We start from the raw sequence: 20,696 nt of genomic DNA on the forward strand, positions 1-20,696 counted from the left end.
AGGAATCATTGGGCATATCATTGGGCATGGGATTGGCTGCAACCAGGACAAGAACGGCTGCACCACGCCGCGAGGCCTCGAAATCGCGTGGCGGCCGGCCGACCAAGAGCGCTGCGATCGAGCGCGATCAGCGGCTGATCGAGGTTGCCACCCGCCTGTTCCTCGATCGCGGATTTGATGCGACCTCGCTCGACGCCGTGGCGGAAGCAGCTCGCGTCAGCAAGCCGACCGTCTATTCCCGTTACGGCGACAAGCGCGGGCTGTTCACGGCGGTGCTGAGGCGCGAGATTGCGCGCTGGCTTGCGCCACTGTCGGCTGCGGCCGAGACGCAGCTGGGCAGCTCATCCGACATTTCGGTCGAGCAGCGACTGGTGGAGATCGGGCGCGAAATGCTCAATTTCACCTGCGGGCCCGACGCCATGGCGTTCAGCCGCATGATGACGTCACAGGCGATCAACTTCCCCGACATCGCCAAGCTCGGCAAGGAAGAAGGCTGGCTGAAGGCCGTGGCGACGACCGCGCGCTTCTTCGACCATCTGGTGGCGCAAGGCGCGCTCGATGTCGACGACACCACGATCGCGGCCGAAGTGTTCCTCGACGTCGTCGTTGGCCACACTCACCGCATGGCGACGTTCGGCACGCCGATGGAGATCAAGGCCGCAGAGAAGCGGATGCGCGCGGCGATCAAGCTGTTCCTGGCCGGTGCGCTCGGACCTGCCGGCCGCGTGCAAAGCACGTCCAAAGACACGACCAAAGCGCCCCAACGGCGCCGCCCTTCCCGCTGACATTTCCGTGAAACTGGCGATTTGTCCCCAGGGGACGCGGGTCTCTTCGTTGACAGAATAAAACGATACGGTATGGTTTTGTTTATCGAGCGGGACGGGCCACTTTTTTCACCAGCCCCAAAAGAGGACCGGACCGCTTAGATCGCCGCGACGGGTACAGCCCGTTGCTGCTATCAGCGGCCGGCCATTGCCCGTGGTCGGCCGCGACTTCTTTACGATTATCCGGCACACTTGCTGGTTCAAGGCTTGCCGGCCGAGGATTCGACCATGAGCGCGACGAGACGACGGGTGTACGGGTTGCTGGCGGTCGCCCTGTCGGGGCTGCTCGTCGCAGCGCCCGCCCGCGCGGTCGTCTCGGCGGGGAGCACACCCACCGCCCTCCACGACGAGACAGATGGGGACGCCGCAGCGGACCGCCAGGCCGTCAGCCGCGAGATCGAACGCTTCCGCGGCTCGTCGATCTCGATCAGCCAGGCCATGGCGATTGCGGAAGCCCGTCATGCCGGGGCCACGACCGCGGATATCAGCTTCGACGGCGGCGCGGGCGTACCGGTGTACCGGGTCAAAACCCTGCACAACGACCGGATCTGGCGTCACACCATCAACGCCGCGACCGGCGAGCTCATCGGCGGCGAAGCTGCCCTGCCCCTGGCCGAGCTGGACCACGAGGATCGCAGCAACCTCGCAGTGCTCGGCACCATCAGACACCGCCTGGCGGACGCAGTGCGCGTCGCCGAGCAGGCGGCGTCCGGCAAAGCCATCAGCGGCGGACTGGTGCGCGAACGCGGACGGCTTAATTTCGCGATCGTCGTCATCAGCGGCGACGACCTCAAGGAGGTCATCCTCGAGCCGCCCGGGGCGCGAGCAAAATAGCGCCGGCCACAATCCCGCCGAAAACCCATTGACGGCCGCAAAACTCTCCCGCATAAGTCGCCGCCATGTTCACGACCACCAAACGCACGACCAAAACCACCACGGCCTTCGGGGCCCGGGGAGGCGTGCGCGCGTAGTCGTCGACTAAAACGCATCAGCTCTACCGAAGCCCCGCCCTCGAAGGTCCGGGGCTTTTTTGTTGTCTAAATCGATCTCAATGGAGGACACAGTGAGTAACGATCCCGTCGTCGCGATTGTCGGCGTCACCGGTGCGGTGGGCGCCGAATTCATCGCCACCATGGACAAGCGCGGCTTTCGCATCAGTAAGCTCAAGGCGCTCGCCAGCGCCCGCTCCGCCGGCAAGACGGTGTCGTTCCGTGGCCAGGCCATCGTCATCGAGGAGCTGACCGAGCGCGCCTTCGAGGGCGTCGATATCGCCCTGTTCTCCGCTGGCGGCAGCATCTCGAAGAAGTATGCGCCGCTCGCGGTCAAGGCCGGCGCCGTCGTGGTCGACAACTCCTCCGCCTTCCGGATGGACCCGAACGTGCCGCTGGTGATCCCCGAGGTCAACGGCAACCGCATTCGCGACCACAAGGGCATCATTGCCAATCCGAATTGCGCCGCGATCACCGCACTGGTGCCGCTCTGGCCGATCCATCAGAACAACCGCATCAAGCGCGTCATCATCGCGACCTATCAGGCAGCCTCCGGCGCTGGCGCTGCCGCGATGGACGAGCTCGTCGAGTCCACTCGCGCCAGTCTCAACGGGCAGGTCTATACGCCCAAGGTGATGCCGCACCCCTACGCCTTCAACCTGTTCAATCACAACACCGCCGTCGACCCCGAGACCGGCTACAACGACGAAGAGACCAAGGTCATCAAGGAAACTCGCAAGATTTTTGAGGACGAGAAGATCGCCATTGGCGTGACGTGCGTCCGCGTGCCCGTGCTGCGCGCCCATTGCGAGGCCATCACCTTCGAATGCGAGAAGCCCATCACGGAGGACCAGGTTCGCGCCATCATGGCGCAGGCCCCGGGCGTGAAGGTCGTCGACGATCGCGTGAAGAACTACTTTCCGATGCCGATCGACGCCTCGGGCCAGGACGACGTCCTGGTCGGCCGCATCCGCAACGATCTCAGCGACCCCTCCGGACATTCGATCTCGATGTTCGTGGCGGCCGATCAGCTGCTCAAGGGCGCCGCGCTGAATGCGGTGCAGATCGCGGAGCTGTTGCCGCAGCGGATGATGGCGTAACCGGTATCCTAGGGTAGGCAAAGGCGCGCGAGCGCCGTGCCCACCACTCTTACCGCGCATTCAGGAAAGATGGTGGGCACGCTTCGCTTTGCCCACCCTACTACATCGCCGGTGTTAGTCGCGCGCCCGAAACAACAAACACGCGTCGCCATACGAATAGAAGCGGTATCCATTCGCAATCGCGTGGGCATAGGCCTGCTTCATCGTATCCAGGCCGGCGAAAGCCGACACCAGCATGAAGAGCGTCGACTTCGGCAAATGAAAATTCGTCATCAGGACATCGACCGCGCGGAAGCGATAGCCCGGCGTGATGAAGATCGAGGTCTCGGCGGTGAACGGCTGGATGGTGCCGTCCTCGCTGGCGGCGCTTTCGAGCAGCCGCAATGACGTGGTGCCAACGGCGATGATGCGGCCGCTGTTTTTTCGCGCGGTGTTGAGCCGCTCCGCCGTCTCCGCGGAGATCGTGCCCCACTCGGCGTGCATCTTGTGGCCGTCGGTGTCGTCGACCTTGACCGGCAGGAAGGTCCCTGCCCCCACATGCAGCGTGATGCGGTTGATGCCGACGCCGCGCGCGCCGAGCGCCTGCTCCAGCGCCGGCGTGAAATGCAGACCCGCGGTGGGAGCTGCAACGGCCCCCTCGTTCGCCGCGAACATGGTCTGGTAGTCGGCGAAATCCTGATCGTCAGGCGTACGTTTCGAAGCGATGTAGGGCGGCAGCGGCGGGCTGCCGAGATCGGCGATGGCCTGATCGAGCGCCGGGCCGTGGAACGAGAATGACAGCGTCACCTCGCCTTCCCCACCCTTGGCCTCGACCTCGGCATCGAGATGGCCGAGCAGGCAGACCTTGCCTTCATTGCCGAAGCGGATGCGGTCGCCGGCGACGAGCTTCTTCGCGGGCTTCACCAGCGCCTGCCAGCGCGAGCCGTCCAGCCGCTTGATCAAGGTTGCCTCGATCTTCGGCTCGGTCTCGCGGCCGATGCGGCGGCCTTTGAGTTGCGCCGAAATCACCTTGGTGTCGTTGACGACGAGCTGGTCGCCGTCTTTCAGCCAGTGCGGCAGGTCGGCGACGATCTGGTCGCGCAGCGCGCCGTTCTCCACGACCAGCATTTTTGCGGAGTCGCGCGGGCTCGCCGGGCGCAACGCGATGCGCTCGGGCGGCAGGTCGAAATCGAACAGGTCAGTGCGCATTTCCAGAACCAGTCATCGCCCGCGAAGGCGGGCGATCCAGTACTCACGATCTTTGTCGTAACCAGAGCCGGCGGTTACTGGATGCCCCGCCTTCGCGGAGCATGACAGCGGCAACTGCTACTCCTTGTCAGCCGCCATCCGCGCCTTGACGATCTTGTCGGGGTTCTGCACCGGCTCGCCGCGCTTGATCTTGTCGACGTTCTCCATGCCCTCGGTCACCTTGCCCCAGACCGTATACTGGTTGTCGAGGAAACGGGCGTCGTCGAACACGATGAAGAACTGGCTGTCGGCGGAGTCGGGGCTCGCCGCACGGGCCATCGAGGTCACGCCGCGCACATGCGGCTCCTTGTTGAACTCGGCCTTCAGCTTCTGGCCCGAGCCGCCGGTGCCGGTGCCGTGCGGGCAGCCGGTCTGCGCCATGAAGCCTTCGATCACGCGATGGAACACGATGCCGTCGTAGAAGCCTTCGCGGACCAGCTCCTTGATGCGCGCGACATGGCCGGGCGCCAGGTCGGGCCGCATCTCGATGGTGACGGGTCCCTGCGTGGTCTCGAGGATCAATGTGTTTTCGGTGACGCTCATGCTCGTCTCTCTTGCGTTGGGGGTGAAGTCTTGTCAGGCGAAGTTTTGCGGTTACGGAACTGGATCGCGAATGGTCGTCCCGCCGCGGCGCCGGCCATTGCATCGGTAAATGGCATCGGCGTGCAGCGTTGCAACGCCTCCATCACCGCGATCCGGTATTGCAGCCGGTCACTGTCGGAGGCCTCCGCGGATTCATAGGTAATCCGCGGATGGCCCAGAATGTTTCCGGCCCGGTTAAAGCTCACGACGACGGTGATGTCGATAGGGCGAGCCTTGCTGGGCGGTGGTGGCTTCCAGCAGGTCCGCAAGTGCTGGAAGACGTCCTGGATGGTGTTGACCGACGCGTCCTCTGCGGCCGCACCGGTGATGCCGAGCAGCAGCGCCGCTGCAGCGAACAGGAGCCTGTCGCCGCGGCGCGCCATCGTCCCGGCTACTTGATGTCGGAGGCGACCTGCACCTTCACCATCTTGTCGGGATCGGTGACGGTGCCGCCCGGCGAGCCGGCCGGTGCCTTCTTCAGCTTGTCGACCACGTCCATGCCCTGCACGACCTCGCCGACCACGGTGTACTGGTTATCGAGGCTGCCGCCGTCGGCGAACATGATGAAGAACTGCGAATTGGCGGTATCGACGCTGTCGCCGCGCCGGGCCATGCCGACGATGCCGCGGGCGAAATGAACCTTGGAGAATTCCTGCTTCAGGTTTGGATATTTCGAGCCGCCGGTGCCGTTGCCGTTCTGGCCGTCGCCGGTCTGGGCCATGAAGCCGTCCATCACGCGGTGGAACGGCACGTTGTTGTAGAAGCCCTCGCGCGCGAGCTGCTTGAGGCGCTCGGCGTGCTGCGGCGCAAGGTCGGTCCTGAGCTTGATGACGATGCGGCCCTTGGTGGTGTCGATGACAAGCGCATTGGCCTTGTCGAGATTGGCCGGCAGCTGCTGCGCCAGCGCCGGGACTGCGCCAATCAGCGCGACGAACATCGTGGCAAGAATTGCGAGACGACGGATCATGGAAACTCCGGATCAAGTGAGATGAAAAAGCGCGCCGTTATCCGGCGAATTTTGCCTTGAGCTGGGATGCAACGAGCGGCGGGACGAAGGCCGAGACGTCTCCGCCCATGGCGGCGATCTGGCGCACCAATGTGCCGGTAATCGGGCGGACTACTGGGGAGGCCGGCAGGAAGACGGTTTGCACGTCTGGGGCCATGGTGCCGTTCATCCCGGCGAGCCGCATCTCGTAGTCGAGGTCGGTGCCGTCGCGCAGACCCCGAATCATGATGGTCGCGCCGTACTTGCGCGCCGCGGTGACTGCGAGATCGTCGTAGGTCACGGCCTCGAGCGTGCAGCCGGCCTGGGCCGCGACCGGCCCGCAGACATCGTGAAGCATCTTGAGCCGCTCCTCGGTCGAGAATAGCGGCTTCTTGCCGGGATGGACCCCGACCGCGACCACAAGGCGATCGCACAGCGGGACACTGTTCCGGACCACGTCCAGATGGCCGTTGGTGATGGGGTCGAAGGAACCCGGATAGAAGGCAATGCGCGGCATGGCACGTCCTACCGCGCCCCGCCCGGCCCGGCAAGCCGGACAGGTTCCTTGCCAGCTTCTTGCCTGTTTCCTGCCGGCTTTTCCGCCAGTCCCTGTCGGAAGGCCCCGGATTGTTTCGTCCTCGGAGTGTCCGCGAAACAAAACGGCGCACGAACGAAACCATTTCCGGCGTCGGCGAAGACGTCCGGAAACTGGTCATGGTTACTAATCCAGCCAACGAATGACGGGCCGCACACCGGGCGTAGCGGCCGCATCACAGGGGACCGTCAAATGATCAAGGCTCTTTCAGCGATCGCTATCGCTGCGTGTGTTGCTACTGCTCTCACCTTCCTGCCCGGTTTTGCTCCCACCGTTGAAGCGAGCGTCCCGCAGCCGCTTGCCAAGGCCGATAGGCTCGACATCAAGACCATCGGCAGGGACTGCTCGCAGCGGGCCTGGCCCAATTTCGAGGCGTCCTGCCTGCGCCGCGCCGGCACCAAGGCTGACGTTCGCGTCGCTCGCTTGGTGACGGCGGACCGCACCCCGTAGGCGGTCTGTCAGCTCGGCGTCATGAACCTCGCGATAAACACCATGGATATTTGCGGCGTCTCGTCGCAGACTGCGTGACGCTCGCGCTCCTCGGAATGGCCCGTAGGGCGCGATCCCATCGGGGGGTCGCCTTTGTCCAGTACGCCCGCAGTCGCTTCCGGCCATCATCCTGACCCGCTGCCGATTGCCATGACCTTGGGCGCCCTCGGGGTGGTCTATGGCGATATCGGCACCAGCCCCCTCTACGCCCTGAAGGAAGCCGCCAAGGCGGCAGCGCATGGCGGCACAGTGTCTCCCGAGGCCGTCCTGGGCGTTGCCTCGCTGATCCTGTGGGCGCTGCTGCTGATCATCTCGCTGAAATACGCACTACTGATCCTGCGCGCGGATAACCGCGGCGAAGGCGGCATCGTCGCGCTGCTGGCGCTGCTGCATGCCCGTCACGCGCAGCCAGGCACCTGGCGCGCCCATCTCCTTGTGGTCGGCCTGATCGGCGCGGCGCTGCTCTATGGCGATGGCGCGATCACGCCGGCGATCTCGGTGCTGTCAGCCATCGAGGGTCTCAAGGTCGACGCCCCCTCGCTCGCGCCGGCGGTCGTGCCCATCACCATCGTCATCCTGGTCGGCCTGTTCGTGATGCAAAAGCAGGGCACCGGCTTCATCGGCCGCATCTTCGGACCGGTGATGCTGGCCTGGTTCTTCGTGCTGGCCGCGCTCGGCATCCACGGCATCATCAAGGCGCCGGCGGTGCTGGCGGCGCTGAGCCCGCTCTACGCCTTCGACTTCCTGATCCACCAGGATTTCCATATCTCGTTCGCGATCCTCGGCGCGGCCTTCCTTGCCGTGACCGGCGGCGAGGCCATGTATGCCGACATGGGCCATTTCGGGCGCCTGCCGATCCGGCTGGCGTGGTTCGCGATCTGCCTGCCGGCGCTGGTGCTGAATTATTTCGGCCAGGCCGCGCTCCTGATCATCGACCCGGGCATGATCGAGAACCCGTTCTTCCAGCTCTGCCCCGATGTCCTGCATTACGCGCTGGTCGCGTTCTCGGCTGTGGCGACCGTGATCGCCTCGCAAGCGATCATCTCCGGCGTATTCTCGCTGACCCAGCAGTCGATCCAGCTCGGCTTCCTGCCGCGCATGCAGATCCGCCACACCACGAGCGCCGCGATCGGCCAGATCTACGTGCCGCTGGTGAATTGGCTGCTCGCCGCCGCAACCCTCGGCGCGGTGGTCAGCTTCGGCACATCGGACGCGCTCGCCGGCGCCTACGGTATCGCAGTCTCGCTGCTGATGGCCATCACCACGCTGCTCGCCGCCCTGGTCGCGATCCAGTGGGGCTATTCGCCCTGGCTCGTGGTCCCCGTGAACGGCTTCTTCTTCGTGATCGACGTGGTCTTCTTCTCCGCCAACTCGATCAAGCTGTTCGAGGGTGGCTGGTTTCCGCTGCTGCTCGCCGCCCTCGTCGCCTTCCTGATGCTGACCTGGCGCGCCGGAGTGAAGCTGGTCGAGGCGGCGCGCGGAAAGCTGCGCCAGCCCGAAGAGGACCTGATCGAGACTGCGGTCAACAAATGCAGCGCACGTCTCCCCGGCACCGCCGTGTTCCTCGCGTCCGCGCCGAACGGCGTGCCGCTCGCGCTGACGCAATTCGTCAAGCACAACCACGTGCTGCACGAGCGCGTCGTCCTCGTCACCGTGCTGATCGAGGAGCTGCCTCACATCGCCGACCCGGACCGCTGCGAGGTGATAGAGATCATCCCCGGCATCACGCGCGTGATCCTGCATTACGGCTTCATGCAGAACCCGACGATTTATGAGGGTCTGACGCTCGCGTGCCGCCAGGGCAAGTTGCCCGGCATCGACCTCTCCGACATCACCTATTATGTCGGCCGCGAGACCATCATCCCGAGCGAGGACATCCCGGGCATGTGGGTCTGGCGCGAAGGCCTGTTCGCCTTCCTCCAGCGCAACGCCGAACGTTCGGCGGCGTTCTTCGGCGTGCCGACCAAGCAGGTCGTGGAGTTCGGCACGGAGCTGGAGATTTAGCACTGCCCGCTTATCCCGTGCCATGCAGCGGGAATATCTCGGAAGCACCACTTAGTTTGTGTCGGACGGACGGCCCGCTCTCGGATCTGTCCAAGTCGGGCGAAAAGCCAAAGCTGCACGGCGAACTGGCCAATCGATACAGAGCCACTTTCAGCCATACCTCACGTGATGCCCATCACGTGACCTCCGTGGTAAGCAGCCAACGATTATTCCTATCTGTGGTAGAATTGCTACAGACGCCGCCCGCAGTAGATGTAGCATTTTCATTTTTGGGGCTGCGTCATGTTTTATCGATTTGCGGCATTGTCTTTCCTGGTCATCGGGCTGTCGGGGTGTGCCATTCACCCGCTGCCTGAAAACGTAACGGGCGTCGATACGCCCGATATCGTGCGTCAAATCCGCTGCGAGGCACGAGAAGCCGTTATCGCTGAGGTGAAGCGCTGGCTCGCTAAAAAGCCCGATCCGATCTCTCAGCGGCTGTTGGCAAAGTACGAGGCGGAGCCTGAATCGATCAGCGAGTTCAATCCGAACGTATTTCCCCCGGCCTACTCAGCCGAGAGGATCATCGTCAAATTGTTCTACGGCGCAGGTGTTGCCTACACGTTCGACCTCAAGATGGCCGAGTTCAACGACATCAATCCGACCAGCGTGAACCTGCTTCGACCTTCGCCCCCACAGCCCAAATTTACGCTGGGTCTGGGTGCGGGGGCGCTTCTCGATCGCAGTAATGAGCGGAAGTTCACGGCGACCGACACATTCGGGTCTTTGTTGAAATTAAATGCCGCTGAAAGACAGGGCCGTCGCTACTGTACTGGTTTCATCGTCACCGAAAACTACGTCTATCCCATCGCCGGAAAGATCGGGGTGGCAAAGGTGATCCACGACTTCATCAACCTGACGCTTTTCGAGAGCCTGTCCGGCGACAAGGGGGCGCCGCCCGCGATGACTGACGATCTGACATTCACGACGACGGTCAGCGCGTCGGTAAACCCCGCGGTTCTGTTCACACCGTTGGGCACGGCCCTCCAGGTGTCGGATGCAGCCCTGACTGCCAGCTTCAAGCGCTCCGACGTGCATGAAGTCGTTGTCGGAGTCGCGATCGATAAATCCGACGCGCCTGATCTTGCGCCCGTACGTTCCTACCTGTTCTCGCAACGGCGCTTCGCAAACGGCCTAACACCCACGAGGCCTGCCACCGTGAGCGGCGGCCTGTTTATCGGCAATCGGGTGATTGGCGGCGGCAGTGCATCCGAGCGGCTGGCCGTAATCGCGAACGATCAAGCCAAGAGCCAGCAAGTCACGATCGTTCCATCACCTTGAGTTCAGCTGCTCGCATCTAGATTGCAACGCGACCGAAGGGGACGGCTTATGGCGAAGAAGGCAAAGGCATCGCGAACAGCGAAAGCTGCGAAGAAGACAAAGGTTGCAAAAACGACGAAGAAGGGGGCTGCCGCACGGAGAACGGGTAGCGCGACCGTGCCTCTGCATAAGGTCGTACATTTCGTCCGTTTGCTTCAACGCAAAAAACGAGCCGCCAAATTCATTGCGCACGCGAAGAACAACGATGCGTCGATCACAATTTCGGGCGCCAGCCAGCGCATCATCAACAACTTCCTCGCGCAGCACAACCTTCAAGGCGACGCGTGTCCCGACCCGGATCCGTGGAAGTGCACGTGACCAGTACGATGGATATCGCGCGGCGAACGGCGCGATATTCTCGCCTGTGCACGGGACCGCTCGCTAGCCACCGTTGCCGTTCTCGCCGTTGCCGCTCTCCGCCTCTTCCGTGATGTGCTCGACCGAGACGACGTGCTCATCCTCGGCGGTATCGAACACGATGACACCTTGCGTCGAGCGGCCGGCGATGCGGATGCCTTCGACCGGGCAGCGGATTAGCTGGCCCTTGTCGGTGACCAGCATGATTTGATCGGCATCCTCCACGGGGAAGGACGCGACGAGGTTGCCGTTGCGGTTGTTGACGCTCATGGCGACGATGCCTTTGCCGCCGCGGCCAGTGGTGCGGTATTCGTAGGACGAGGTCCGCTTGCCATAGCCATTGACGGAGACGGTGAGCACGACCTGCTCGGCCGCCGACATCTCGATATAGCGCTCCTGCGAGAGCTGGAAGCTGCCGGAGGTCTCCTCGACCTCGGCGTCCACTGCCGGCTCCTCGGCCGCAGCTTCGCCGACAACTGCACGCCGCATTTTCAAGTACGCCGAACGCTCGTCGGAGGAGGTCTCGACATGGCGCAGGATCGCCAGCGAGATCACCTTGTCGCCCTCGCCAAGCGCAATGCCGCGCACGCCCATCGAGGTGCGCCCGGTGAACACGCGCACGTCGGTGACGGGGAAGCGGATGCACTGGCCGCCGGCGCCGGTCAGCAGCACGTCGTCGCGCTCGGTGCAGATCTGCACGTCGACGATCGCCTCGTTGTCGTCGAGCTTCATCGCGATGATGCCGGAACGGCGGACGTCGACGAAGTCGGACAGCTTGTTGCGCCGGACGTTGCCGCCGGTGGTCGCGAACATCACGTCGAGGTTGCCCCAGGTCGATTCGTCCTCGGGCAGCGGCATGATGGTGGTGATGCGCTCGCCCTGCTCCAGCGGCAGGATGTTGATCATCGCCTTGCCGCGCGCGTTCGGCGCGGCCACCGGCAGCCGCCAGACCTTCTCCTTGTAGACCTGGCCACGTGACGAGAAGAACAGCACCGGCGTATGCGTGGAGGCCACGAACAGGCGGCTGACGAAATCCTCGTCGCGGGTCTGCATGCCGGCGCGGCCCTTGCCGCCGCGGCGCTGGGCGCGATAGGCCGACAGCGGCACGCGCTTGACGTAGCCGGCGTGGGACACGGTCACGACCATGTCCTCGCGCTGGATCAGGTCCTCGTCCTCGACCTCGCCTTCCTGCTCCATGATCACGGTGCGGCGCGGCGTGGCGAACTCGGCCTTCACCTCGGCGAGCTCGGTCTTGACGATCCCCAGCACGCGCTCGCGCGAGCGCAGGATGTCGAGATAGTCGGCGATCTCGCCGGCGAGCTTGTCGAGCTCCTCGCGGATTTCGTCACGGCCAAGCGCGGTGAGGCGCTGAAGGCGCAGGTCGAGAATGGCCCTCGCCTGTTCCATCGACAGCCGGATCGTGCCGTTGTCGCTGATGCGGTGGCGCGGATCGTCGATCAGCGTCAGCATGTCCTCGACGTCCCGGGCCGGCCAGTCGCGCGACATCAGGGTGTCGCGCGCGGTGGTCGGGTCAGGCGAGGTCCGGATGACGCGGATCATCTCGTCGATATTGGCGACCGCGATCGCCAGGCCGACCAGGATGTGGGCGCGATCGCGCGCTTTGGCGAGCAGGTACTTGGTGCGGCGCGTGACGACCCGCTCACGGAAGTCGACGAAGATGGCCAGCAGGTCCTTCAGATGCATGATCCGCGGACGGCCACTGTCGAGCGCCACCATGTTGACGCCGAAGCTCGTCTGCAGCGGCGTGAATCTGTAAAGCTGATTGAGCACCACGTCCGGCACGGCGTCGCGCTTCAATTCGATGACGACGCGGTAGCCGTCGCGATCCGATTCATCGCGCAGGTCGCCGATGCCCTCGATCTTCTTTTCCTTGACCAGCTCGGCGATGCGCTCGACCATCGTCGCCTTGTTCACCTGGTAGGGAATCTCGGTGATGATGAGCGCCTCGCGCTCCTTGCGGATGGTCTCGATCGCGACCTTGCCGCGCATGACGATCGAGCCGCGGCCGAGGTGATAGGCGGCGCGGATACCCGCTCGTCCGAGAATGATGCCGCCGGTCGGGAAATCCGGTCCCGGCACGATGTTGATGAGCTCGTCGATGGTCAGCGCGGGGTTATCGATCAACGCGACGCAGGCGTCGATGACCTCGCCGAGATTATGCGGCGGGATGTTGGTCGCCATGCCGACGGCGATGCCGCCGGCGCCGTTGACGAGAAGGTTCGGGAACTTGGCCGGAAGAACCGACGGCTCGGTCTCGTTGTTGTCGTAGTTCGGCTGGAAGTCGACCGTATCCTTGTCGATATCGGCCAGCAGAGCGAGCGCCGCCTTCGTCAGCCGTGCTTCGGTATAACGGTAGGCCGCCGGGGGATCGCCATCGACCGAGCCGAAATTGCCCTGGCCGTCGATCAGCGGCACGCGCATCGAGAAGTCCTGCGCCATACGGACCATGGCGTCATAGATCGACTGGTCGCCGTGCGGGTGATACTTACCGATGACGTCGCCGACCACGCGGGCGGATTTGACGTACTTTTTGTCGGGCGTGTGGCCCTGCTCATGCATCGAGTACAGGATGCGGCGATGAACCGGCTTCAAACCGTCGCGGGCATCGGGCAGCGCGCGCGCCACGATCACGCTCATAGCGTAGTCGAGATACGACTTCTTCATCTCCTCGAAGATGGAGACGGGGCGAATATCCGAGCGCTCCGGCTCGTCGCCGGGCTTCTTGTTGTCGTCGTCGGCCAAGGGAGAATCCGGTGAGTTTTTATCTGGGAATCATATAGCGTATCGAGGCTCTGATAACCACTCTTGCGAGCCCTTGGGAAGCGGTTTTTCCGTTTGTTTTTCCAGAGACTTACGCGCTTCTCGCCATCGTCGTCAGCGGCGCCGGAACAAGCCGCCCGGAACCACCCGTTATGCCCCGAAAAACACCTGGTGCATGATGCGCCCGGGCACCAGCGTGAACAGGCCGGCCACGACCAGCGCGCCGGTAAACAGCAGGATCATGATGCGGCGGTGATCGGTCACGCGGTGGGTGTGCGCCCGCCACACCGCGAGCGGCAGCATCACCAGCGTGAAGATCGACAGCAGGTGGATCGGGCCGAACGGCCCGACCATGCGGATCTGGTGGATCCAGAACGAGGACGCGGCCACCACGGCCATCAGCGCCACCCAGATCCAGCCGAATGTCCAATGCGGCAGTGTGCCTTTGGGCGCGGCGAACTGGACGAGACCGAGCACGAAGGCCGCCATCGCCACGAAGGCATGCAGCGGGATCGCCGGAGCGGCATCGAGCAATGGCGCGAGGCTCATGGGGCGCGTCCTCGCTTGGAGCCGGACGCCTCAGAACGGGATATCGTCGTCCATGTCGTTGCGGCCACCACCGCCGCCGGCGGCAACTGGGCGGCGCGGTGCGCTGCTGACGGGACCGGAGGAGCCGAAATCGCCGCCCGGCTCGTCGCCGAAGCTGCCACCTCCCCCGCCACCGCTGCGGCCGTCCAGCATCGTCAGCGTCGAGTTGAAGCCCTGCAGCACGACTTCGGTGGAGTACTTCTCGACGCCGGCCTGATCGGTCCATTTGCGGGTCTGGAGCGCGCCCTCGATGTAAACCTTGGCGCCCTTCTTCAGGTACTGCTCGGCGACCTTGCAGAGCCCTTCATTGAAGATCACGACGCGATGCCACTCGGTCTTTTCCTTGCGCTCGCCGCTGTTCTTGTCGCGCCAGGTCTCCGAGGTGGCAATGCTCAAATTCGCGATCGGCCGCCCGTCCTGGGTGCGGCGGATTTCCGGATCCTTGCCGAGATTTCCAACCAGAATGACCTTGTTGACGCTTCCCGCCATCGCCGCTCTCCACTCCAAATGCCGCTGAATTTAAAAAGGCGCGCCCTCGCTGCCGCCTGTTGGGCCGACCCTATACGCTTACGCGGGCGGACCGACCCGCCACGGCCTCGGTTATCCCCACATATAGCATCAGCCGAGCATCTGTTCCAGATTTGTTCCTGCGGAATTTGACCCCCGAACATGCGCGCACGCCGCTACCCCGGCCCGCTATTCATCCTGCGATGAATTGGAACCCTGCCGAGTTCCGCCAGAGCATGAAAAGCGCTTAACATTCATCAAGTTAGGTGCACTTCAATTGACCCATGACTGTTGCATTCCGGCGACGGACTCGACCTCCAGATTGCACTACGCTTGCCTCGGAATTGGTTCTTATGGGCGTCGCGCCTGATTGAACGCTTCGGGATTATTGAAGCGGACGACACTGGGGAGACTGCAATGAAGAAAATTCTGTTTGGCACAATTGGTATCGTTGCGTTCGGCCTGTCTGCACCGGCGAGTGCAGCGGATCTTGCGGCCCGTCCCTACACCAAGGCGCCGCCGCCGGTGGCCGCCGCCATCTACGACTGGAGCGGCTTCTACATCGGCATCAACGGCGGTGGCGGCTCGAGCCACAAATGCTGGGATAGCGTCGTCTTCGGCGGCGGCGCGCTCGTGGGCGGCGAAGGTTGCCACAACGCCACCGGCGGCACGGTCGGCGGCCAGGTCGGCTATCGCTGGCAATCCGCCAACTGGGTGTTCGGCCTCGAAGGCCAGGGCAACTGGGCCGACTTCTCCGGCGACAATGTCAGCGTTCTCTTCCCGGACCAGCGCAATCGCTCGAAGATTGACGCCTTCGGCCTGTTCACAGGCCAGGTCGGCTATGCCTGGAACAACGTGCTGTTCTACGTGAAGGGCGGCGGTGCCGTGGTCGCCGACAAGTACAACATTTTCGTTGCGCCCGGGTTCGCCGGCGACGGCACCCTGCTCGCCTCGACCAACGACACCCGCTGGGGTGGCACGGTCGGCGCGGGCCTCGAATTCGGCTTCGCGCAGAACTGGTCGGTGGGCGTCGAGTACGACCACATCTTCCTGGGCAATCGGACGCTCACCCTCAATGCACCCGGGGGCATTGCATTCCAGACTGACCGCATCAGCCAGAATGTGGATATGGGTCTTGTCCGCCTGAACTATCGCTTTGGCGGCCCGATCGTCGCAAAATACTGATATCCGCTGATTTCATTGGGAGATGGAAGGCCGGCCTCGCGCCGGCCTTTTTTGCTGCGAGTTCCCCGGAGGGAACTATAGGTCAGCGGCAATTACATTTTGCATCTGTTGTGACTTTTGAGAGACACAACTTGCGGCTTCAATGATGTAAGCCGACCCAAGTTGGACAACAGCGTCCGATGCTGCTTCCGACGCACGGAAGCCCAAAACAGAAACTGGGACTGGGATTGTTGAATATGAAGAAGATTTTGTTGGCTTCGGCCTGTCTGCTCGCCCTCACTGGCGCCGCTTCGGCTGCCGATCTGGCGGCTCGCCCCTACACCAAGGCTCCGGTGGCCGTGGCTTCGGTCTACAACTGGACCGGCTTCTACCTCGGTATCGTCGGTGGCGGCGCTTGGGAAGCCGCCTCTGGTGACCCGAAGATGAAGGGTGGCTTCGTCGGCGGCACCGCCGGCTACAACTGGCAGACCGGCAACGTCGTGTTCGGTATCGAGGCTGATGGCGCCTGGGCTGACGTCAGCGCTACGGCGACCGGCGCGACCCTCGTCCCCGGCTTCGGCGTCGTGACCGCGACCGCCAGCTCGAAGACCGACGCGATGGGCACCGTTCGCGGCCGCATCGGCTACGCCGTCAATAACGTCCTGTTCTACGGCACGGGCGGCTACGCCTGGATCGACAACAAGATCACCCTCTCCGCACTCGGCCTGACCGCGTCAGACAGCAAGTGGCACTCCGGCTGGACCGTCGGCGCCGGTGTCGAAGCCTTCTTCGCGCCGCAGTGGTCGGTCAAGGGCGAGTACCTCTATCGCAGCCTCGGCGGCGAGAGCTACTTCTCGGGCACCCTGCCCACCGGCACGCTCAACTTCCACACCGTGCAGGTCGGCGTGAACTATCACTTCGGGGGCCCGGTGGTCGCGAAGTACTGATCTTCGCCACCGACGTCACATCGTCACGAAAGGCCGGCCTTCCGCCGGCCTTTTTGTTTTACGCGGAGCGCTCGGCGGGGCTCCTGCTGCCAAGTCCCGCCAGCACGCCAACAATCCGTTGACGATTCGCAAAGTCCACTGGAAATCCGTCTCCGTTCTTCCTACGTTCGCCGGCATACCCATCGGCGCCGATCCCGGTTCCGGGCGAAGCGCGCCTTTTAGGTCGGCGCGATCGCGCACCTTTGGGATTCCTTGAGGGCAACTCGGATGGATGAAGTGATCAAGGCGAAGCGCCAACAGCAGACCGCGGGCTCGAGTCTGCGCGCAATTACGATCCGTGGCGCGCGCGAGCACAACCTCAAGAACATCGACGTCGAGATTCCCCGCGACAAGCTTGTGGTGTTCACCGGCCTCTCCGGCTCCGGCAAGTCCTCGCTCGCCTTCGACACCATCTACGCGGAAGGCCAGCGCCGCTATGTCGAGTCGCTCTCGGCCTATGCCCGCCAGTTCCTGGAGATGATGCAGAAGCCTGACGTCGACCAGATCGACGGCCTGTCACCAGCGATCTCGATCGAGCAGAAGACGACGTCGAAGAACCCGCGCTCGACCGTCGGCACGGTGACCGAGATCTACGACTACATGCGCCTGCTCTGGGCCCGCGTCGGCGTGCCCTATTCGCCGGCCACCGGACTTCCGATCGAGAGCCAGACCGTCTCGCAGATGGTCGACCGCGTGCTGGCACTGCCCGAAGGCACCCGCCTCTATCTGCTCGCGCCGGTGGTGCGCGGCCGCAAGGGCGAGTACCGCAAGGAGCTCGCCGAATGGCTCAAGAAGGGCTTTCAGCGCGTCAAGATCGACGGCACCTTCTACGAGCTTGCGGAAGCGCCTGTTCTCGACAAGAAATTCCCGCACGACATCGACGTCGTGGTTGACCGCATCGTGGTGCGCGCCGACATCGGCCAGCGCCTCGCCGAGAGTTTTGAGACCGCGCTGAAGCTCGCCGAGGGCCTTGCCGTGGTCGAGTATGCCGATACACCGACTGCTGCCGCGCCTGCCGAAGAGAAAGAGAAGAAGAAGACCGCAAAGATCCACGACAAGAGCGGGCCCGAGCGCATCCTGTTCTCGGAAAAATTTGCCTGCCCCGTCTCCGGCTTCACGATCCCCGAGATCGAGCCGCGCCTGTTCTCGTTCAACAATCCCTACGGCGCCTGCCCGGCCTGCGGCGGCCTCGGCGTCGAGCAGCATGTCGACGAGGACCTCGTCATCCCCGACAAGGAGCTCGCGATTGGCAAGGGCGCGATCGCGCCCTGGGCCAAATCGTCGTCACCCTATTACGTGCAGACGCTGACCGCGCTGGGCAAGCACTACAAGTTCACGCTGACCGCCAAATGGAAGGATCTGCCGAAGAAGACGCAGAACGCAATCCTCCATGGCTCCGGCGAGGACGAGATCAAGTTCTCCTACGAGGACGGCGTCCGTTCCTACGACACCAAGAAGCCGTTCGAAGGCGTCATCACCAACATCAATCGCCGCTATCGGGAAACCGAAAGCGAATGGGCCCGCGAGGAGCTCTCGAAATATTTCCACGACGTGCCCTGCGGCGCCTGCACCGGTTTCCGGCTGAAGCCCGAGGCGCTTTGCGTCAAGATCGGCGGCAAGCATATCGGCGAGATCTCGGAGCTGTCGGTCAAGGGCGCCGGCGCCTGGTTCGAGACCGTGCCTGAGGCGCTGAACGCGCAGCAGAACGAGATCGCCGGCCGCATCCTCAAGGAGATCCGCGAGCGCCTCACCTTCCTGCTCGACGTCGGCCTCAACTACCTCACCCTCTCCCGCTCCTCCGGCACGCTGTCCGGCGGCGAGAGCCAGCGCATCCGCCTCGCCTCGCAGATCGGCTCGGGGCTGACGGGCGTGCTCTACGTGCTGGACGAGCCCTCGATCGGCCTGCACCAGCGCGACAACGCCCGTCTGCTCGACACGCTCAAGCGGCTCCGCGACCTCGGCAACACCGTGATCGTCGTCGAGCATGACGAGGACGCGATCCTGCTCGCCGACCACGTGCTCGACATCGGCCCCGGCGCCGGCATGCATGGCGGCCACATCATCGCCGAAGGCACGCCCGCCGAGATCATGCGCAACCCGAACTCGCTCACCGGCAAATATCTCACGGGCGAGCTCGAGGTCGAGGTGCCGGAGCGGCGTCCGCCGAACCATCGCCGCACCATCAAGGTGGTGAACGCGCGCGGCAATAACCTGAAGAACGTCACGGCCGAGATTCCGCTCGGCCTGTTCACCGCGGTCACCGGCGTCTCCGGCGGCGGCAAGTCGACGCTGCTGATCGACACGCTCTACAAGGCCATCGCGCGCAAGCTGAACAACGCCAGCGAAGGCGCCGCGCCGCATGATCGCATCGAGGGCCTCGAGCATATCGACAAGATCATCGACATCGACCAGTCGCCGATCGGCCGCACCCCGCGCTCGAATCCGGCGACCTATACCGGCGCCTTCACACCGATCCGCGAGTGGTTCGCCGGCCTGCCCGAATCCAAGGCGCGCGGCTACGAGCCCGGCCGCTTCTCCTTCAACGTCAAGGGCGGCCGCTGCGAGGCCTGCCAGGGCGACGGCGTCATCAAGATCGAGATGCACTTCCTGCCCGACGTCTACGTCACCTGCGACGTCTGCAAGGGCAAACGCTACAACCGCGAGACGCTGGAGGTCCTGTTCAAGGGCAAGAGCATCGCCGACGTGCTCGACATGACCGTCGAGGAAGCGGCCGCGTTCTTCAAGGCGGTGCCGCGCGTGCGCGAGACCTTCCAGACCCTGCACCGGGTCGGCCTCGACTACATCCATGTCGGCCAGCAGGCCACCACGCTGTCCGGCGGCGAAGCCCAGCGCGTCAAGCTGGCAAAGGAGCTGTCCAAGCGCGCCACCGGCCGTACGCTCTACATCCTCGACGAGCCCACCACCGGCCTGCACTTCCACGACGTCAAGAAGCTGCTGGAGGTGCTGCACGAGCTGGTCGCGCAGGGCAACACGGTCGTCGTCATCGAGCACAATCTCGAAGTCATCAAGACGGCAGACTGGGTCATCGACCTCGGCCCCGAAGGCGGCGACGGCGGCGGCGAGATCGTGGCTTGGGGCCCACCGGAGGACATTGCGAAGGCACCGCGGAGCTACACAGGGAAATTTTTGGAGCCGGTGCTGAAGAAGGCGCGGAAGCCGAAGCGGCGGAGCACGAGCGAGGCGGCGGAGTAGTCTCCGTCGCTTTCGACAACCGGGATCAAGCTACCGTGGAGTGACCTCCATGCCGAGCCGAACCTATACGCTCTTTCGCAACGCCATTCTCACTGAACAGCAGGTCACCTGCGTCTACGAGGGCCGCCATCGCGAGCTCTGCCCGCATATCATCGGCACCGACAAACGCGGCGAGGAGGCCGTGCTGGCTTGGCAGTTCGCCGGCGAGAGCGGGGGTCCGCTGCCTCAATGGCGATGCCTGAAACTGGCCAATGTCAGCGACGCTCGGGCGCGCAATGGTCGCTGGCACGAAGGCGGCTCCCACCGCACGACTCAGACCTGCGTTGGCAATATCGATCTCGACATCAATGTTCACGTCCGCAAGTTGCGGTGAGCCTTGCTAGCTGCCGACGAATTCAATGACTGCCTCACCCCGTTCAACCGCTTCACCAATTTGCGGCATGGCGCTCAGAAACCGACGGAACAAGGCGCGATTGTCGATGTTGCCGACCCGGACCCACAGCACGACCGGTCCCTGCTTTTTTGCTGCACGTAAAAGTGAGAAGTCGCGGTCCTTGGTCACGAGAACGGCCGATCGAGAAACGGCTTCGTTCCAGATTGTCCCGTCGGTCGCGTTTGCCAACCCGAACTCGGCCACATGAGCCGCATCGTACCCGGCGCGACGCATGGCTTCCGCGAGTGCAGGGGGAAGCTGAGCGTCGATCAGGTAAGGCAAGCTATTTGGCCGCTATGATCGGGTGATCAACCTGACGCGCAGCATAGGCGAGCACTGCGTCGATATCCGCCTCTTCCAGATACGGATAATCCTCGAGGATGCTCTCACGCGACTGTCCAGCCGACAACAATCCCAGAACGTCGGCAACAGTGATGCGCAGATCGCGAATGCACGGGCGTCCGTGCATCCGCTCCGGATTGACCGTAATTCTTGCCAGTAGCTCCGACATCT

The 20,696-nt window shown here is 63.8% G+C and carries 21 protein-coding genes; 11 read left to right on the plus strand and 10 right to left on the minus strand.

Features of this window, described 5'->3' with window-relative positions; all coding sequences use genetic code 11:
* The first annotated feature begins 26 nt into the window (after nucleotides 1-26).
* From ABIC09_RS24065 to ABIC09_RS24075, 3 genes are all read left to right on the plus strand, one after another.
* Entirely contained in the window at nucleotides 27-785 is a 759-nt protein-coding gene (locus tag ABIC09_RS24065; RefSeq protein ID WP_148753859.1) for a TetR/AcrR family transcriptional regulator, read from the plus strand.
* Between the two features lie 267 nt (nucleotides 786-1,052).
* Nucleotides 1,053-1,658: a PepSY domain-containing protein gene (locus ABIC09_RS24070; protein ID WP_354110789.1), complete on the plus strand. Its 606-nt coding sequence runs from the start codon at nucleotides 1,053-1,055 to the stop codon at nucleotides 1,656-1,658.
* 217 nt (nucleotides 1,659-1,875) lie between these two features.
* Complete coding sequence (locus ABIC09_RS24075; protein ID WP_354110790.1) at nucleotides 1,876-2,913, plus strand: aspartate-semialdehyde dehydrogenase; 1,038 nt, start codon at nucleotides 1,876-1,878, stop codon at nucleotides 2,911-2,913.
* A 114-nt stretch (nucleotides 2,914-3,027) separates the two neighbouring features.
* Here ABIC09_RS24075 and queA read toward each other — a convergent pair whose 3' ends face one another.
* The 5 genes from queA to coaD form a co-directional block, all read right to left on the minus strand.
* Entirely contained in the window at nucleotides 3,028-4,101 is a 1,074-nt protein-coding gene (gene queA, locus ABIC09_RS24080; RefSeq protein ID WP_354110791.1) for a tRNA preQ1(34) S-adenosylmethionine ribosyltransferase-isomerase QueA, read from the minus strand.
* Between the two features lie 117 nt (nucleotides 4,102-4,218).
* Complete coding sequence (locus ABIC09_RS24085; RefSeq protein ID WP_148753816.1) at nucleotides 4,219-4,683, minus strand: peptidylprolyl isomerase; 465 nt, start codon at nucleotides 4,681-4,683, stop codon at nucleotides 4,219-4,221.
* Entirely contained in the window at nucleotides 4,680-5,105 is a 426-nt protein-coding gene (locus ABIC09_RS24090) for a UCP034077 family protein (RefSeq protein ID WP_354110792.1), read from the minus strand. Before ABIC09_RS24090 ends, ABIC09_RS24085 begins: the two co-directional genes overlap by 4 nt.
* An 8-nt stretch (nucleotides 5,106-5,113) precedes the next feature.
* Nucleotides 5,114-5,689, minus strand: a complete 576-nt coding sequence (locus ABIC09_RS24095) for a peptidylprolyl isomerase (RefSeq protein ID WP_354034361.1) — start codon at nucleotides 5,687-5,689, stop codon at nucleotides 5,114-5,116.
* Between the two features lie 37 nt (nucleotides 5,690-5,726).
* On the minus strand, nucleotides 5,727-6,224 hold the full coding sequence (gene coaD, locus ABIC09_RS24100) for a pantetheine-phosphate adenylyltransferase (RefSeq protein ID WP_354110793.1): 498 nt from the start codon (nucleotides 6,222-6,224) through the stop codon (nucleotides 5,727-5,729).
* A gap of 270 nt (nucleotides 6,225-6,494) precedes the next feature.
* On the opposite strand from coaD, the gene ABIC09_RS24105 reads away from it, so the two are divergent.
* The 4 genes from ABIC09_RS24105 (at nucleotide 6,495) to ABIC09_RS24120 (ending at nucleotide 10,472) form a co-directional block, all read left to right on the plus strand.
* Entirely contained in the window at nucleotides 6,495-6,752 is a 258-nt protein-coding gene (locus tag ABIC09_RS24105; protein WP_148753812.1) for a hypothetical protein, read from the plus strand.
* 189 nt (nucleotides 6,753-6,941) lie between these two features.
* A complete protein-coding gene (locus ABIC09_RS24110) occupies nucleotides 6,942-8,795 on the plus strand; it encodes a potassium transporter Kup (protein ID WP_354110794.1) in 1,854 nt (617 codons plus the stop codon).
* 282 nt (nucleotides 8,796-9,077) lie between these two features.
* Nucleotides 9,078-10,115: a Y4kA family protein gene (locus tag ABIC09_RS24115; RefSeq protein ID WP_354110795.1), complete on the plus strand. Its 1,038-nt coding sequence runs from the start codon at nucleotides 9,078-9,080 to the stop codon at nucleotides 10,113-10,115.
* 48 nt (nucleotides 10,116-10,163) lie between these two features.
* The gene (locus ABIC09_RS24120; RefSeq protein ID WP_354110796.1) at nucleotides 10,164-10,472 is read left to right on the plus strand and encodes a hypothetical protein; all 309 of its coding nucleotides are present in this window, start codon (nucleotides 10,164-10,166) and stop codon (nucleotides 10,470-10,472) included.
* Nucleotides 10,473-10,535: 63 nt separating this feature from the next.
* On the opposite strand, the gene gyrA is transcribed toward ABIC09_RS24120, so the two are convergent.
* The 3 genes from gyrA to ABIC09_RS24135 all read right to left on the minus strand — a co-directional run bounded on the left by gyrA (nucleotide 10,536) and on the right by ABIC09_RS24135 (nucleotide 14,369).
* Nucleotides 10,536-13,274 carry a DNA gyrase subunit A gene (gene gyrA / locus ABIC09_RS24125; RefSeq protein WP_354110797.1) on the minus strand — a complete coding sequence of 913 codons (2,739 nt, stop codon included), beginning with the start codon at nucleotides 13,272-13,274 and terminating at the stop codon, nucleotides 10,536-10,538.
* Nucleotides 13,275-13,442: 168 nt separating this feature from the next.
* A complete protein-coding gene (locus ABIC09_RS24130) occupies nucleotides 13,443-13,841 on the minus strand; it encodes a DUF2306 domain-containing protein (protein ID WP_354110798.1) in 399 nt (132 codons plus the stop codon).
* Between the two features lie 30 nt (nucleotides 13,842-13,871).
* A complete protein-coding gene (locus ABIC09_RS24135; RefSeq protein ID WP_148753808.1) occupies nucleotides 13,872-14,369 on the minus strand; it encodes a single-stranded DNA-binding protein in 498 nt (165 codons plus the stop codon).
* 435 nt (nucleotides 14,370-14,804) lie between these two features.
* On the opposite strand from ABIC09_RS24135, the gene ABIC09_RS24140 reads away from it, so the two are divergent.
* The 4 genes from ABIC09_RS24140 to ABIC09_RS24155 all read left to right on the plus strand — a co-directional run bounded on the left by ABIC09_RS24140 (nucleotide 14,805) and on the right by ABIC09_RS24155 (nucleotide 20,123).
* Nucleotides 14,805-15,572, plus strand: coding sequence for an outer membrane protein (locus tag ABIC09_RS24140; protein WP_354110799.1), 768 nt, complete (start codon nucleotides 14,805-14,807; stop codon nucleotides 15,570-15,572).
* A 236-nt stretch (nucleotides 15,573-15,808) separates the two neighbouring features.
* Nucleotides 15,809-16,498, plus strand: a complete 690-nt coding sequence (locus ABIC09_RS24145) for an outer membrane protein (protein ID WP_354110800.1) — start codon at nucleotides 15,809-15,811, stop codon at nucleotides 16,496-16,498.
* Between the two features lie 267 nt (nucleotides 16,499-16,765).
* Nucleotides 16,766-19,750, plus strand: coding sequence for an excinuclease ABC subunit UvrA (gene uvrA, locus ABIC09_RS24150; RefSeq protein WP_354110801.1), 2,985 nt, complete (start codon nucleotides 16,766-16,768; stop codon nucleotides 19,748-19,750).
* A gap of 49 nt (nucleotides 19,751-19,799) precedes the next feature.
* Nucleotides 19,800-20,123: a hypothetical protein gene (locus ABIC09_RS24155; protein WP_354082980.1), complete on the plus strand. Its 324-nt coding sequence runs from the start codon at nucleotides 19,800-19,802 to the stop codon at nucleotides 20,121-20,123.
* A gap of 6 nt (nucleotides 20,124-20,129) precedes the next feature.
* Here ABIC09_RS24155 and ABIC09_RS24160 read toward each other — a convergent pair whose 3' ends face one another.
* Nucleotides 20,130-20,465, minus strand: a complete 336-nt coding sequence (locus ABIC09_RS24160) for a DUF5615 family PIN-like protein (protein WP_354082981.1) — start codon at nucleotides 20,463-20,465, stop codon at nucleotides 20,130-20,132.
* A 1-nt stretch (nucleotide 20,466) separates the two neighbouring features.
* A complete protein-coding gene (locus ABIC09_RS24165; RefSeq protein ID WP_148753802.1) occupies nucleotides 20,467-20,694 on the minus strand; it encodes a DUF433 domain-containing protein in 228 nt (75 codons plus the stop codon).
* Nucleotides 20,695-20,696 lie beyond the last annotated feature (2 nt).

Source organism: Bradyrhizobium sp. S3.12.5, from assembly GCF_040548225.1.
Taxonomy (GTDB): Bacteria; Pseudomonadota; Alphaproteobacteria; order Rhizobiales; family Xanthobacteraceae; genus Bradyrhizobium; species Bradyrhizobium cytisi.

What these genes read in the sequence shown, in the direction of transcription:
- ABIC09_RS24140 (WP_354110799.1), top strand. Translation starts at nt 14,805, where the DNA reads ATGAAGAAAATTCTGTTTGGCACAATTGGTATCGTTGCGTTCGGCCTG.
- coaD (WP_354110793.1), bottom strand. Translation starts at nt 6,224, where the DNA reads ATGCCGCGCATTGCCTTCTATCCGGGTTCCTTCGACCCCATCACCAAC.
- ABIC09_RS24070 (WP_354110789.1), top strand. Translation starts at nt 1,053, where the DNA reads ATGAGCGCGACGAGACGACGGGTGTACGGGTTGCTGGCGGTCGCCCTG.
- ABIC09_RS24130 (WP_354110798.1), bottom strand. Translation starts at nt 13,841, where the DNA reads ATGAGCCTCGCGCCATTGCTCGATGCCGCTCCGGCGATCCCGCTGCAT.
- ABIC09_RS24065 (WP_148753859.1), top strand. Translation starts at nt 27, where the DNA reads ATGGGATTGGCTGCAACCAGGACAAGAACGGCTGCACCACGCCGCGAG.
- ABIC09_RS24115 (WP_354110795.1), top strand. Translation starts at nt 9,078, where the DNA reads ATGTTTTATCGATTTGCGGCATTGTCTTTCCTGGTCATCGGGCTGTCG.
- ABIC09_RS24090 (WP_354110792.1), bottom strand. Translation starts at nt 5,105, where the DNA reads ATGGCGCGCCGCGGCGACAGGCTCCTGTTCGCTGCAGCGGCGCTGCTG.
- ABIC09_RS24095 (WP_354034361.1), bottom strand. Translation starts at nt 5,689, where the DNA reads ATGATCCGTCGTCTCGCAATTCTTGCCACGATGTTCGTCGCGCTGATT.
- ABIC09_RS24085 (WP_148753816.1), bottom strand. Translation starts at nt 4,683, where the DNA reads ATGAGCGTCACCGAAAACACATTGATCCTCGAGACCACGCAGGGACCC.
- ABIC09_RS24110 (WP_354110794.1), top strand. Translation starts at nt 6,942, where the DNA reads ATGACCTTGGGCGCCCTCGGGGTGGTCTATGGCGATATCGGCACCAGC.
- ABIC09_RS24105 (WP_148753812.1), top strand. Translation starts at nt 6,495, where the DNA reads ATGATCAAGGCTCTTTCAGCGATCGCTATCGCTGCGTGTGTTGCTACT.
- ABIC09_RS24075 (WP_354110790.1), top strand. Translation starts at nt 1,876, where the DNA reads ATGGAGGACACAGTGAGTAACGATCCCGTCGTCGCGATTGTCGGCGTC.
- ABIC09_RS24135 (WP_148753808.1), bottom strand. Translation starts at nt 14,369, where the DNA reads ATGGCGGGAAGCGTCAACAAGGTCATTCTGGTTGGAAATCTCGGCAAG.
- ABIC09_RS24155 (WP_354082980.1), top strand. Translation starts at nt 19,800, where the DNA reads ATGCCGAGCCGAACCTATACGCTCTTTCGCAACGCCATTCTCACTGAA.
- ABIC09_RS24165 (WP_148753802.1), bottom strand. Translation starts at nt 20,694, where the DNA reads ATGTCGGAGCTACTGGCAAGAATTACGGTCAATCCGGAGCGGATGCAC.
- uvrA (WP_354110801.1), top strand. Translation starts at nt 16,766, where the DNA reads ATGGATGAAGTGATCAAGGCGAAGCGCCAACAGCAGACCGCGGGCTCG.
- ABIC09_RS24120 (WP_354110796.1), top strand. Translation starts at nt 10,164, where the DNA reads ATGGCGAAGAAGGCAAAGGCATCGCGAACAGCGAAAGCTGCGAAGAAG.
- ABIC09_RS24145 (WP_354110800.1), top strand. Translation starts at nt 15,809, where the DNA reads ATGAAGAAGATTTTGTTGGCTTCGGCCTGTCTGCTCGCCCTCACTGGC.
- queA (WP_354110791.1), bottom strand. Translation starts at nt 4,101, where the DNA reads ATGCGCACTGACCTGTTCGATTTCGACCTGCCGCCCGAGCGCATCGCG.